Raw genomic sequence first — 15268 nt, 5'->3', positions numbered from 1 at the left:
ATTCGGCGAGGAACTACTACTCGACGAATTCGAGGCACAGGCCGCCGTCGCACCCCGGCTGCCCGCCGTGCGCTTCATCCCGGACGACGGATCGGCGCCGACCGAGCTCAGCTACGGACAGCTCGACAGTCGCAGCAATCGGCTCGCCCGCCATCTCATCGCCGTGGGAGTGGGGCCGGAATCGCTGGTGGCCCTGTCGATTCGGCGCTCACCGGAGCTCGTGGTGGCGATGTACGCGATACTCAAGGCCGGTGGCGCGTACGTACCGATCGATCCGGACCATCCGGCGCAGCGCATCTCCCACATCATCGATACCGCGCGGCCCGCGGTCCTGGTCACCGCCACCGGCGCGGCCGTCGCCTTCGACGGCCCGACGATCCTGGCCGATACGGTCGAGCTGGACTCCTACGCCGACGATCCGATCGCGGTGAACGAGCGCCGCGCCCCGATGTACGCGGCCCATCCCGCCTACGTGATCTTCACCTCCGGTTCCACCGGAAAACCCAAGGGCGTCAGCGTCTCCCACGCGGCGATCGTCAACCAGTCGACCTGGATGCAGGCCGAATACCAGCTGGCCGCCTCCGATGTGTACCTGCAGAAGACCGCCACCACCTTCGACGTCTCGCTGTGGGGCTACTTCCTGCCGCTGCGGATCGGTGCGACGCTGGTGCTGGCCGGGCCGGACGGTCATCGCGATCCGGGTCGGCTGGCCGAGATCATCGCCGACAACGGCGTGACCGTCACCGATTTCGTACCCTCGATGCTCAGTGTGTTCGCCGCACAGGCCCGTCCCGCGCAGGTGCGTTCACTGCGGCTGGTGTTCGTGATCGGTGAGGCGCTGCCGGCCGAGACGGTACGCGCGTTCGGTGCGATCAGCGATGCCCGGCTGCACAACCTGTACGGGCCCACCGAGGCCGCGGTGTCCATCACGCACCGCGATGTCACCGGCGTGACCGACCGGGCGGCGCTGCCGATCGGCCTGCCCGAATGGAACAGCCGCGTCTACGTGCTCGATGCGCGCCTGCAGCCGACGCCGCCGGGAGTCGCGGGTGAGCTGTATCTGGCCGGCGCCCAGCTGGCACGGGGATATCACGGCCGGGCCGATCTCACCGCGGATCGATTCGTGGCCAACCCGTTCGCGTCCGGTGCGGCCGGCGACGCCCACGGGTCGCGGATGTACCGCACCGGTGACCTGGTCCGCTGGGAAATCGACGGCGCCACGGCCGAACTGGTGTATCTGGGCCGCACCGATTTCCAGGTGAAGTTCCGTGGCCAGCGCATCGAACTCGGTGATGTCGAAGCGGCGCTGGCCGCGGTGCCGGGAGTGACGGCCGCGGCCGTGCGGCTGGTGAGCGGGCCGGGCGGCGAACATCTCATCGGATTCGTCACCGCGACGGAAGCCGCGGAGCGAGTGCGCGCGGCGGCCGCGACGGAGCTGCCCGGCTACATGGTTCCCTCCGCCGTGGTCGTGCTGGACGAGTTCCCGCTCAATGCCTCCGGCAAGCTGGACCGCGCGGCGCTGCCCGATGCCGGTGATCCGCAGGTGGCGGCGGCCTTCGGTGGCAGCGAGTTCCGTGCGCCGGTCACCCCGGGGGAACGACTGGTCGCGGACACCTTCGCCGAGGTCCTCGGTATCGCGCGGGCCGGCGCCGACGACGACTTCTTCGCCCTGGGCGGCAACTCGCTGGTGGCGACCCGGGTGCTGGCCAGGCTGGGAGAGCGGTACGGCCGCCGGCTTCCGGTGCGGGCGCTGTTCGAACATCCGACCGTCGCGGAGTTCGCCCGCGCCATCGCCGATATCGACGGTCCGGCAACCGAATCGCTCGGTCCGGTCGCCGCGCCGCGGCCGGCCACCATCCCGCTGGCACCCGTCCAGCAGGGGATGTGGTTCCTCAACCGGCTGGATCCGGACTCGGCCGCCGACAACATCGCGGTGGCGGTCCGCATCCTCGGGGAGTTGGACGCGGCCACGATGCGCGACGCGTTCGCCGATGTGGTGGCCCGGCACGAGGTGCTGCGCACCCACTACCCGCTCGGCGCCGACGGGTCGGCCCGTCAGCTGGTGCTGACACCGGAACAGGCCGGGATCGAGTTCGAGACGCGTACCGGCGCCGGTCCCGCCGCGGTCGCCGCCTTCGCCGCCACCGGCTTCGATGTGACGATCGCACCGCCGGTGCGGGCCGCGCTGCTGCGCGAATCCGAGACCAGTCACGTGTTCGTGGTGGTGGTGCACCACATCGCCGCCGACGGATATTCGCTGAACCCGCTGCTGCGCGATCTGATCGCCGCCTATCTGGCCCGCCGTAACCAGACACCGCCGGCCTGGCCGGAACTGAGGGTGCAGTACGCGGATTACGCACTGTGGCAACGACAGTCGCTCGCGGCCACCGAATCCGAACAGCTGGATTTCTGGACCGCGACCCTGGCGAATCTGCCGGACCTCGCCGTTCCCGCCGATCGGCCGCGACCGGCCGTGGCCTCGCGCGAGGGTGCGATGGTGCGCGGCCGGATCGACGGCGCCGTGGCTGCCGCCGTGCAACGCGTCGCCACCGCGCACGGTGCGACCCCGTTCATGGTGTGGCATGCCGCGCTGGCGGTTCTGCTCGGCCGGCTGTCCGGTGGCCCGGCCGACGGCGAGGACATCGCCATCGGCACACCGGTCGCCGGACGTGGCGCCCGCGCCCTGGACGACCTGGTGGGCATGTTCGTCAACACCCTGACCCTGCGCGCCCATCCGCGCGGTGACCGCAGTTTCGCCGAACTGCTCGACCACGTCCGGGAGGTGGATCTGGCCGCCTTCGCGCACGCGGACCTGCCGTTCGACCGTGTCGTCGACGCCCTGGGCGTGCCGCGCACCGCCGACCGGAATCCACTGTTCACGGTGTCGCTGAGCTATCTGAACCTCGGTGGCCGGACGCACGCGGTCCCCGGCCTGATCCTCGAATCGGTCGATGTCGCCCGCCCGGCCGCGAAATTCGATCTGCAGTTCACCGTGTCCGACGAACTCGACGCCGACGGTCATCTGCCGCTCGAACTGACCTACGCCACCGATCTTTTCGATCCGGCGACCGCCGCCGGGCTGCTGCGGCGCCTGGGCCGGGTGCTCGGCGCCGCCGTCGCCGAACCTCGCCGCCGCATCGGCGATATCGACCTGCTCTCCCCGGCCGAACGGGCCGCGCTGCTCGAGCGCGGCACGGCACCGGGCGAGTCCCGGACGGTCGGCGCACTGCTCGCCGACGCGGTCCGGCGCAACCCCGCCGGCACCGCGCTGTCCTTCGAAGGGGACCGGACGACCTATGCCGAGCTGGACGCCGAATCCAGTCGGCTGGCTCGCGTACTGATCGAATCCGGTGTCGGCGCCGAGGATTTCGTGGCGATCGCGATCACCCGCTCCGTCGAGTGGATCGTCGCCTGGTGGGCGGTGGTGAAGTCCGGCGCCGCCTTCGTCCCGGTCGACCCCGGCTATCCGGCCGAGCGCATCGCGCACATGCTCGCGGATTCCGGCGCGGTCGTGGGTATCACCACGGTGAAGGACGCCCCGGCGCTGCCCGACACCGTCCGGCGCCTGGTCCTCGACGACCCGGAACTCACCGCGCGGCTGCGCACCACCGCCACCGCGCCGATCACGGCGGACGAGCCGATCCGCCCGATCCGGCCGCAGCATCCGGTGTGGATGATCTACACCTCGGGAACCACCGGAAAGCCCAAGGGCGTCGTGGTCTCCCACACCGGTGTGGCAGCCATCGTGGCCGCGCATCGGCGGCACCATCGGGTCGACACCGCGGCGCGGGTCCTGCACGCTTCCTCGCCGAGTTTCGACGCCTCGATGCTGGAACTGCTCATGGCCTTCGCCGGGGCGGCCACCGCGGTGATCGCGCCGCTCGGTGTGTTCGGCGGTGCGGAACTGACCGAACTGATCGGTGCGCGGGCCGTATCGCATGCCTTCATCACCCCGGCGGTCCTGCGCACGCTGGATCCGGCGCGGTTGCCGGGACTGCGATGCCTGACCGTCGGCGGGGAGGGCTACGGGACCGATCTGATGGATCGCTGGGCCGGCGGTCGCGAGTTCCACAACATCTACGGCCCCACCGAGACGACGGTTTTCGCGACCGTCAGTACCGTCAAACGACCGGGCGACCCGCTCGACATGGGTACCACGATCGACGGTATGTCGGCGGTGGTGCTCGACGGCCGGCTGCATCCGGTGCCGCTGGGCGTCACCGGGGAGCTGTACCTGCGCGGTCCCGGTCTGGCACGGGGCTATCACGCCCGGCCGGCCCTGACGGCGCAACGATTCGTCGCCGATCCCTTCGACTCGGAGGGATCCGGCGAAAGGCTCTACCGCACCGGCGATCTCGTGCGCTGGGTGGTGCGCGACGACGACTACGTCCTCGAATACGTGGGCCGCTCCGACCATCAGGTGAAGCTGCGCGGTCTGCGCATCGAGCCGGGTGAGATCGATGCTGTTCTCACCACCCACGAATCGGTGGCGTTCGCCGCCACCGTCGGTCATACCGATGGCGCCGGGGAGACCGCACTGGTCTCGTATGTGGTTGCCACCCAAGGACAGACCGTCGATGTAGACGATCTGACCGACCACGCCGCCCGCAGTCTGACCGCCTACATGGTCCCTGCCGCGATCATGGTGATCGATCGCATCCCGCTGACCCCGACCGGCAAACTGGACCGGAAGGCGCTGCCCGAACCGGTATTCCGCCTCGCCGAGTTCCGCGCACCGCGCACCTCGGCCGAGGCCACCGTCGCGGACATCCTGGCCGATGTGCTCGGCCTCGCCGGTACCCGTGCGATCGGCATCGACGACGACTTCTTCGCACTCGGCGGAAACTCGCTCACCGCGACCCGATTGGCGGCGCGGCTGGGTGCAGCCTTCGAGGTGGCCGTGCCGGTGCGGACGGTGTTCGAACATCCGGCCGTGGCCGCGCTGGCGGCCGCCGTCGCCGACTCGGACGGCACACCCGCACGTCCGGCACCGGTCGCGCGCAGCACGGACGGCCCGGCCCCGCTCTCGCCCGCCCAGCAGCGCATGTGGTTGCTGAACCGGATGGACGAGCAGTCCGCCGCCTATACGATCCCACTGGCCATGCGCCTGAGCGGCGATCTGGATGTGGCAGCGCTGTCGGCGGCCGTGGCCGATGTGGTCGCCCGCCACGAGGTGCTGCGCACGGTGTACCCGGAGACCGGCAGCGGTCCGGTCCAGGTGGTGCTCCCGATCGCGGAAGCGCCGGTGCCACAGCTGGATCCGGTGCCACTGGCCACCGCCGAGGTGGTCGGTGCGGTCTCGGAATTCGTGACCACCGGTTTCGATGTGACGGCCGAGGTGCCGTTGCGGTCCCGGCTGTTCGCCGTGACCGACGCGGACGGTCCGGAACACGTCCTGGTCGTAGCGGTGCATCACATCGCGGCGGACGGTTCCTCGCTGGTGCCGCTGGCCCGGGACGTGATGACCGCCTACGCCGCACGCCGCGCCGGTGGCGTCCCCGCCTGGACGCCGCTGCCGGTGCAGTACGCCGATTTCGCCCTGTGGCAGCGCGACCTGCTCGGCGACGAGGACGATCCCGCCTCCCTGGCCGCCCGGCAACTCGGCTACTGGACCCGGGCGCTGGCCGGTCTGCCCGATCAGCTGGCGCTGCCCACCGACCGCCCGCGCCCGGCGACGGTGTCCACCGCCGGTGCCGCCGTGGACTTCACGGTGGACGCCGCGGTCCACACCCGGCTCACCGAGATCGCGCGGACCCGGGGCGCGACCCTGTTCATGGTCGTGCACGCCGCGTTCGCCGCACTGCTGGCGCGGTTGTCGGCCGGTACCGACATCGCCATCGGCACCCCGATCGCGGGCCGCGGTGACAAGGCTCTCGACGATCTGGTCGGCATGTTCGTCAACACCCTGGTCCTGCGCACCGAGGTCGATCCGGACGCCGGATTCGCGGATCTGCTGACCGTGGTGCGCGACGGGGATCTGGCGGCCTTCTCGCACGCCGACATTCCGTTCGAGCGGTTGGTGGAGGTGCTCAATCCGGTGCGTTCGACCGCCCGGCATCCGTTGTTCCAGGTCGGTTTCTCCTTCCACAATCAGGACGCCGCGGCGTTCGCACTGGACGGATTGACGGTCGGCGCAGCCGATTTCGACACCGCGGTCTCGCAGTTCGACCTGCATCTCGTGATCACCGACCGCTACGCCGCCGACGGCACCCCGCTCGGGATGGCCGCCTCCATCACCTACGCGACCGCGCTGTTCGACCCGGCCACGGTCGACGGCTTCGCAGGTAGGCTGCTGCGCGTCTTGGACGCGGTATGCGCCGATCCGGCTCGCGCGGTGGGCTCGATCGACCTGCTCGCCCCGCACGAGCGGTTGCGGATGCTCGAAACCTGGAACGACACCGCCGATCCCACCCTCGGCGCGACCACACTGCCCGCGCTCTGGAATGCCACGGTGCGGCGGTCGGGCGGGGCACCGGCGCTGGTGATCGACGGCAGTACGGTGAGCTATGCCGAACTCGGCGAACAGGTGAATCGACTTGCCCGATACCTGATTTCGCGAGGCGTCGGCCCGGAGACCCGGGTGGCACTGGCAGTGCGGCGCTCCCGGGACCTCGTTGCCGCCATGTACGCGGTCGCCCTGGCCGGTGGCGCCTATGTCCCCGTCGATCCGGACCAGCCCGCCGACCGCATCGACTACATCCTCCGCAGCGCCGATCCGCTGTGTGTGCTCACCGCCGGATCGGTGACGATGCCCGGCGCGATCGACCTGGACACGCTGGAGGTGTCGGCGCTGTCCGCCGCACCGATCGACGATCGGGACCGGCGTGCGCCGCTGCGTCCGGAGCATCCGGCCTATGTCGTGTTCACCTCCGGATCTACGGGCCGCCCCAAGGGCGTGACCGTCACGCATGCGGCCATCGGCAACCAATTGCTCTGGAAGACCGCTGAATTCGGGATGGATTGCGATGACGCGGTGCTGTTGAAGACCGCCGCCACCTTCGACCTGTCGGTCTGGGAATTCTGGTCCGCGGCGATCTGCGGCGGACGCCTGGTGGTCGCCGCACCGGACGGCCACCGCGATCCGGTGTATCTCTGCGAGCTGATGGCGCGCGAGGGCGTCACCACCCTGCACGCGGTGCCGTCGATGCTCGATGCCCTGCTCACCGCCGCCGACGGCCGGCTGCCCGCCTCGTTGCGCCGCGTCCTGGCCATCGGTGAGGCCCTGCCCGCGGTCACCGCACAGCGGATACGCCGCGGTGGCTCCGCCCGGCTGTACAACCTCTACGGACCGACCGAGGCCGCGGTCTCGATCACCGTCCACGCCGTCGGCGATGCCGATACGACGACCGTGCCCATCGGGCGCCCCGAGGCGAACAGCGCGGTATACGTGCTGGATTCGCGGATGCGGCCGGTTCCCGTGGGTGTTCCGGGCGAACTGTATCTGGCGGGTGCGCAGCTGGCCCGGGGCTACCACGGGCGGCCGGAGCTGACCGCCGAGCGCTTCGTCGCCGATCCGTTCGCACCGGGAACCCGTATGTACCGCACGGGTGACGTGGTGTCCTGGACGGCCGACGGTGAACTGGAATACCGGGGCCGGACCGATTTCCAGGTGAAGGTGCGGGGTTTCCGTATCGAGCTCGGTGAGATCGAGGCGGAACTGCGGGCGCTGCCGGAACTGGCTCAGGTGGCGGTGCTCGCGCTGTCCGATGTACGAGCGGGGGACCGGCTGGTCGGCTATCTGGTGCCCGCGGCCGGTGATCTCGACATCGCGGCCGTGAAAACGGCACTGGCGCGCACTCTTCCGTCCTACATGGTGCCGGAGGCGTTCGTCGTCCTGGCTGCCCTGCCGCTCACCGTGAACGGCAAACTGGACCGGGCCGCACTACCGCGCCCCGAATTCGAGGCCACCGCCTACCGTGCCCCCGCCGGTGCCGAGGAAACGACCGTCGCCCGGATCTACGCCGAGGTGCTCGGTGTGGAGCGGGTCGGCGCCGACGACGATTTCTTCGCACTCGGCGGCAATTCGCTGCTCGCGACCCAGGTCGCGGCCCGTCTCGGTGCCGCCCTCGATGCCCGGATTCCGGTGCGGCTGCTGTTCGAGGCGTCGACCGTCGCCGGACTCGCACGGCGGCTGGACACCCACACCGGTGCGCGGATCGCCCTGACCGCGGGACCGCGGCCCGAGGTGTTGCCGCTGTCGCTCGCCCAGCAGCGCATGTGGTTCCTCAACCAGTTCGAACCCGAATCCGCGGCGTACAACGTGCCGGTCGCGGTGCGGCTGCGCGGTGATCTGCGGGTGGACGCGCTGGGCGCGGCGATCGTCGATGTCCTCGGACGGCACGAAGTGCTGCGCACGGTGTACCCGCAGACCGCCTCCGGTGTGGTGCAGCGCATCCTGCCCGTCTCCGGGATCGAGATCGACTCGGTCCCACGGCCGGTCGGCGCCGACGAGGTGGGGCGGTGCATCGCCGAGCTCGCCGCCCAGGGGTTCGATGTCGGTGCCGAGGTACCGATTCGCGTGGCGCTGCTGCGCGTTTCGGAGACCGAGCACATTCTCGTGTTCGTCGTCCATCACATCGCCGCGGACGGCTGGTCGATGCGTCCGCTGACCCGCGACGTGATGAACGCCTACGCCGCGCGCAGCGCCGGCACCGCACCGCTGTGGTCCCCGCTTCCGGTCCAGTACGCCGACTACGCCCTGTGGCAGCGCCGGGTGCTCGGCTCGGAAGACGATGAGCAGAGCCTGATCTCGACCCAGGCCCGGTACTGGCGCGAGCGGCTGGCGGGCCTGCCGGACGAGGTGAACCTGCCCGCGGATCGCCCGCGTCCGGCCGTGCAGTCCGCCCGCGGCGGCCGGGTGGTCTTCCCGCTCACCCAGCGACTGCGCGCCGATCTGACCGCCGTGGGCCGGGAGCGCAATGCCACCCTGTTCATGGTGGTGCACGCCGCGTGGGCGCTGTTCGTGGCGCGGCTGTCGGGTACCGACGACATCGCCGTGGGCACCCCGGTGGCCGGGCGTGGTGAGGCCGAACTCGACGAGGTGGTCGGCATGTTCGTCAACACCCTGGTGCTGCGCACCCGGGTGGACGCCCGGCTGAGCTTCACCGAACTGCTCGCTGTCGCACGCGATACCGATCTGGCGGCGTTCGGCCACGCGGATCTGCCGTTCGAGCGGCTGGTGGAGCTGGTGAACCCGGAGCGGTCCACCGCCCGCCACCCGCTGTTCCAGGTCATGCTCACCTTCCAGAATCTGCCCCAGCGCGATGTGGAGCTGTCCGGATTACGGATGGAGACAGTCGATTTCGATTTCGACGCCGAGCAGTTCGACCTGTCGCTGACGGTGCAGGAAACCGCCGACGGTCTGCTCGCCGATCTGTCCTACGCACGAGATCTGTTCGATCACGAGACCATCGAGTCCTTCGCGCACCGGTTCACCGGTCTGCTCGAGGCGATCGTGGCCGCACCCGGGCAGCCGGTCGGTACGCTGCCGCTGCTGTCGCCGGCGGAATACGACCAGTTCACCCGGATGGACGGCGGACCGGTACTCGACGAGGCGCTGCTGCCCGACATCCTGACCCGCGGCCTGCGCCACGGCCTCGATCGGGTCGCGGTCCGTGTGGGTGATCGGTCGATCAGCTATGCGGAATTGGATCGGCAGTCTTCGCGATTGGCCCGGGTCCTCATCGATTCCGGTGTCGGACCGGAACGCGCGGTCGCCATCGCCCTGCCCCGGTCCTACGAGATGATCGCGGCGGTGTGGGCGGTCGCCAAGGCCGGTGGCGCCTATGTACCGGTCGATCCCGGCTATCCGGCCGATCGAATCCGGCACATGGTGACCGATTCCAAGGCCGTGACAGGCATCACCACAATGGAATTCGCCGCGCGTCTGCCGGACGGTACGGACTGGCTGGTACTGGACGATCCGGCCACCGCGCAGGTGTGCGCGCAGCGCGACGCCGATCCGATCACCGATTCCGAGCGCATCCGGCCACTGCGCCTGGACAACGCGGCCTACACCATCTACACCTCGGGCTCGACCGGACTTCCCAAGGGCGTCACGGTGACTCACCGCCGGGTCGCGAATCTGGCCGCACACGCCACCCGGCTGTGCCGGGTCGAACCTCGGCACCGGTTCCTGCACGTCTGTTCACCGAGCTTCGATCAATCCCTCGAGGAATGGTTGCTCACCTTCGGCAGCGGCGCCACGCTGGTCATCGCGCCGCCGTCGATTCTGGGCGGGCAGGAACTCGCCGATCTGCTGCGCGCCGAGCGCGTCACACACACCATGATCACCCCCGCCATGCTGGCGACGGTGGACCCGGCCGGACTGCCGGATCTCGAGGTCGTCGGTGCGGGCGGCGATGCCACCACACCGGAACTGCTGGCGAAATGGCAGCCCGGCCGTCGCTTCGTCAACAGCTACGGTCCGACCGAGGCCACCATCTCCTCGGCCTACGCGGATCTGGTCGCCGGTGTCCCGATCACCATCGGAACCCCGGTGCCCGGCACCACGACCCTCGTGCTCGACGCCCGGATGCAGCCGGTACCGCCGGGTGTGGCGGGTGAGCTGTACGTGGTGGGTGCGGCGCTGGCTCGCGGTTATCACGGCCGCGCCGCGCTGAGCGCCGAGCGTTTCGTGGCCGCACCGTGGGGCGCGCCCGGAACCCGGATGTACCGCACCGGCGATCTGGTGCGCTGGATCGTCGGTGGTACGGGGCAATGGGAGCTGGAATATTTGGGCCGCACCGATTTCCAGGTCAAGATCCGGGGTTTCCGCATCGAACTCGGCGAGATCGATGCCGTGCTCACCGGCCACGACGCGATCGACTTCGCGGTCACCCTGGGCTGCGAGACCCCGGCCGGTGCGACCGCGCTGGTGTCGTATGTGCGCGCGGTGCCGGGACATCCGGTCGATTCGCGGGAGCTGACCGCTCATGCCGCGCGGAGCCTGCCGTCGCACATGGTGCCCGCCGCCATCGTCGTACTCGACGAGGTGCCACTGACACCGGTGGGCAAACTCGATCGGAAGGCATTGCCGCAGCCTCAGTTCCGGCTGCGCCCGTACCGGGAGCCGGCGACACCGCGGGAGCGCCTGGTCGCCACGGCACTGGCCGAGGCCCTCGGGGTTCCGCGGGTCGGAGCCGATGACGACTTCTTCGACCTGGGCGGCAACTCGCTGATCGCGACGCAGGTGGTCGCGCGGCTGGGCAGCCGGCTGTCGGCCCGGATCCCGGTGCGCGTGGTCTTCGACGCGCCGACCGTCCGGGCGCTGGCCGCCGCGGTCACCGGTCATATCGGCGCCGGCCGACCGGAGCTCACCGGATACCCACGTCCGCAGCGGATTCCACTGTCGCCCGCACAGCAGCGCATGTGGGTGCTGAATCGGCTGGACCCCGATTCTCCGGCATACAACGTGCCCTTCGCGGTCCGCCTGGACGGTGCGGTGGACGCCGCCGCGCTGCGCTCGGCACTGCGGGATGTGCTCGACCGGCACGAGGTGCTACGCACCGTCTACCCGGAGTCCGCGCACGGACCGAGCCAGCACATCCTGCCCACGGCCGAACCCGAATTCGAGGTTCGCGACGTGCCGGCGGCCGAGGCGGAATCCGCGGTGGCCGAGCTGCTGTCGCGGCCCTTCGACGTGACCGGTGACATCCCGGTGCGCGCGGCGCTACTGCGGGTGAGCGATGCGCCCGCGACCGCGCACATCGTGGCGCTGTCGATCCACCACATCGCGGCCGACGGCGCCTCCACCGGACCGCTGACCCGTGATCTGCTGGTGGCCTACGCCGCTCGTCTCGCCGGCGACGTCCCGCAGTGGGCGGCACTGCCGATCCAATACGCCGATTACGCGCTGTGGCAACGGGACCTGCTCGGTTCCGAGGACGACCCCACCGCACTGGTGTCCGAGCAGCTCGCGCACTGGCGTACCGCGCTGGCCGGACTGCCCGAACAGCTGGAACTGCCTGCCGATCGGCCGCGACCGGCCGTGGCGTCGCTGCGCGGGCGGGCGATCGCCTTCGAGATCTCCGCAGAGCGGCACGCCGCCCTGCACCGGCTCGCCCGGGAACGGCACGCCTCGCTGTTCATGGTGGTGCGGACCGCACTGTCGATCCTGCTGGCGCGGCTGGCCGGCACCGAGGATGTCGCGGTCGGCGCCCCCATCGCGGGCCGGGGCACCGCCGAACTGGACGACCTGATCGGCATGTTCGTCAACACCCTCGTGCTGCGCGCGCGGGTCGCCCCGCAGGATTCGTTCGCCGAACTGCTCGACCGGGTGCGCGAGGCGGATCTGGCGGCCTTCGCCAACAGCGATGTTCCCTTCGAGCGGCTGGTGGAACTGCTGGATCCGGTGCGCTCGACGGACCGGCATCCGCTGTTCCAGGTCGGACTGTCGTTCCAGAACCTGGACTGCACCGAGGCCCGGATGCCCGGTGTGATCGTCCGGGAACTCGAAGTCGACACCCGCACCTCGCAATTCGATCTGCACTGGTATCTCACCGATACCTACGACGAGACCGGTGCGCCGGCCGGCATCTCCGCCGCGGTCACCTACGCCACCGATCTGTTCGACGCGGCGACGGTGCATCGATTCGTGGCGCGTTTTCTGCGAGTCGTCGACGCGGTGTGCGGCGACGCCGGTGTGCTGTCCGGCGACATCGATCTGCTCGACCCCGCGGAACACAGCCGCCTGGCCGGCTACAACGACACCACTCGTGATCTGGTGGGCCCGGCGGACACGGGTAACCACCCGCACACCGTGAACGCCCTGTTCGCCACCATCGCCGCCACGTACCCGGAGTCGGTGGCGCTGTCCGAAGACGGTGCCGGAATCGCTGTCGCGCAGCGTGTGACGACGTACGCGGAGTTCGACGCGCTCGGCAACCGGCTCGCACGCTATCTCATCGCCCGCGGTATCGGTCCCGAAGATCGAGTGGCGGTGGCGCTTCCGCGGTCGCTCGATCTGCTGGTGGCGATCTATGCCGTGATCAAGGCAGGTGCCGCGTATGTGCCGGTGGATCCGGAGCAGCCCGAAGAGCGCATTCGGCACATCCTCGACATCGCCGCGCCGGAATGCGTTCTGGCGCTGTCGGATTCGGCGATCGAGGGTGAGGTGATCGCGATCGACCGGCTGGACCTGGCGCCGTACGGTGATACCCCGGTCACCGATGCCGACCGGCGAACCCCGCTGCGGCCGGAGGCGATCGCGTACGTGATCTTCACCTCGGGTTCGACCGGCCGCCCGAAGGGGGTGGCGGTGAGCCACCGGTCCATCGTCAACCGGCTGCTGTGGATGCAGGCGGAATACCGGCTCACTCCCGGTGACGTGGTGCTGCAGAAGACGCCGGTGACATTCGACGTGTCGGTGTGGGAGCTGTTCTGGCCCTTGCAGGTCGGCGCGCGGCTGGTCCTGGCCGCACCGCAGGGACATCGCGATCCGGGCTATCTGGCCCGGCTGATCGCCGCCGAGAACGTCACCACCGTGCATTTCGTCCCCTCGATGCTCGCGGTGTTCCTGGCCGAGGCCGATCTCGCCGATTGTGTATCGCTGCGGCGGGTCTTCGCCTCCGGTGAGGCGTTGCCGCCGGCGGTGGCGCACCGGCTGCGCGCTCGCACCGGCGCCGCGTTGCACAACCTGTACGGACCCACCGAAGCGGCCGTCGACGTCACCTGCCACGAGGTCACCGACGCGGACGCGACGGCGGTCCCGATCGGGCGACCCGTCTTCAATACGGCCGTGCACGTGCTGGATTCGCGGCTGCGACCGGTTCCTCCGGGAGTGGTCGGCGAGCTGTACCTGTCCGGTGTCCAGCTGGCGCGCGGCTATCTCGCCCGTCCCGATCTGACCGCCGACCGCTTCGTCGCGAACCCCGCCGGTTCCGGCGAGCGGATGTACCGGACCGGTGATCTGGCGCTCCGGAACCCCGCCGGGGAACTGGAATACCGCGGTCGCTCCGATTTCCAGGTGAAGCTGCGCGGGCTGCGCATCGAGCCGGGCGAGATCGAGGCGGTGCTGACGGGGCACCCCGAGGTGTCGAACGCCGTTGTCCTGGTCCATGGTTCGGACGGCCTGGACCAGCAACTGGTGGCGTACGTGGTGGCCGAACCCGGCCGCTCGATCGACGCCGATCGTCTGCGCGAGGGTGTCGCTCGCAGCCTGCCCGGCTACCTGGTGCCCGCCGTGGTGCTCGTCCTCGACGAGCTGCCGGTGAGCGCGACGGGCAAGCTCGACCGCCGTGCCCTCCCCGCGCCATCGCGGCGGATACGCGAATTCCGCGCTCCGGGTACGGAATCGGAGACACTCGTGTGTGAGACGTTCGCGCAGGTACTCGGAGTGCCGCGGGTCGGTCTCGACGACAACTTCTTCGAACTCGGTGGCACCTCACTGCTGGCCACCGGCCTGGCCGCACGGCTGAGCACTGCGCTGGGGCGGCAGGTGCCGGTCCTGACCCTGTTCAGCGCCTCGACGCCGGCCGCCCTGAGCGCCGAACTCGGAGACCGACCGGCGGCGAACCCCGACGCCGCGCTCGATGTGCTGATCACGTTGCGGCGCGAGGGAATCGGCGAACCGCTGTTCTGTGTCCATCCCGTCGGCGGCGTGGCCTGGTCCTTCGCCGGATTGGCCGCCTCGATCGACCGCCCGCTCTACGGCCTGCAGTCACCCGCGCTGCGTGGTGAGGCGTTGCCGGACTCCGTCGAGATGTGGGCCGCACGCTATGTCGAGGCGATCCGCTCGGCACAGCCGGCGGGGCCCTACCACCTGCTGGGCTGGTCGCTGGGCGGTGTGCTGGCGCATGCCGTCGCGGTGCGATTGCAGGACGAGGGTGAACGGGTCGCGCTGCTGGCGATGATGGACAGCCGGCTCGGTGCGGTCGACGATTCCGAGACCGTCGACATCGCGGAACTATTGGGCGGTCTGCTGGGGGAGGAAGGCGAGGATCTCGACGATCTCGACGCCCTGCCGGACCGATTGCCGCAGCCGCTGGCGGCGCTGGGGCGAGAACGGATCGAGTCGGTGGTCGACGCGGCCGCACGTTCGGTGGAGCTGGCAACCGCATACCGGCCGCGCGAGTTCCGCGGCGACCTGACGTATTTCGTTGCTGCACAGGATGTATCGAGTGCTGACGCCGCCTCGGCGTGGTCGGCCGCGGTCACCGGCGCGATCCGCTCGCACGATGTCCCGGCGACACATTGGCGCATGACTTCCGCGGCGGCGCTCCGGCGCGTCGGCGCGGTCCTGAACGAGGCCGCGCACCGGCATCGATGA

Annotated in this window: 1 protein-coding gene (running past one end of the window); it reads left to right on the top strand. The window is 70.1% G+C overall.

What is annotated here, in order from left to right; all coding sequences use genetic code 11:
* Positions 1-15268, top strand: the 3' end of a protein-coding gene (locus AB0L57_RS28890) for a non-ribosomal peptide synthase/polyketide synthase (protein WP_364968701.1). 16292 nt of this gene lie to the left of the window's left edge; only the last 15268 of its 31560 coding nucleotides appear in the window; its start codon lies off the left edge, out of view; its stop codon occupies positions 15266-15268.

This window comes from Nocardia sp. NPDC052254 (assembly GCF_040679495.1).
Lineage (GTDB): Bacteria > Actinomycetota > Actinomycetes > Mycobacteriales > Mycobacteriaceae > Nocardia.
The sequence above is the reverse complement of the archived record's forward strand: the minus strand, read 5'-3'. Positions and strand labels throughout refer to the sequence as shown.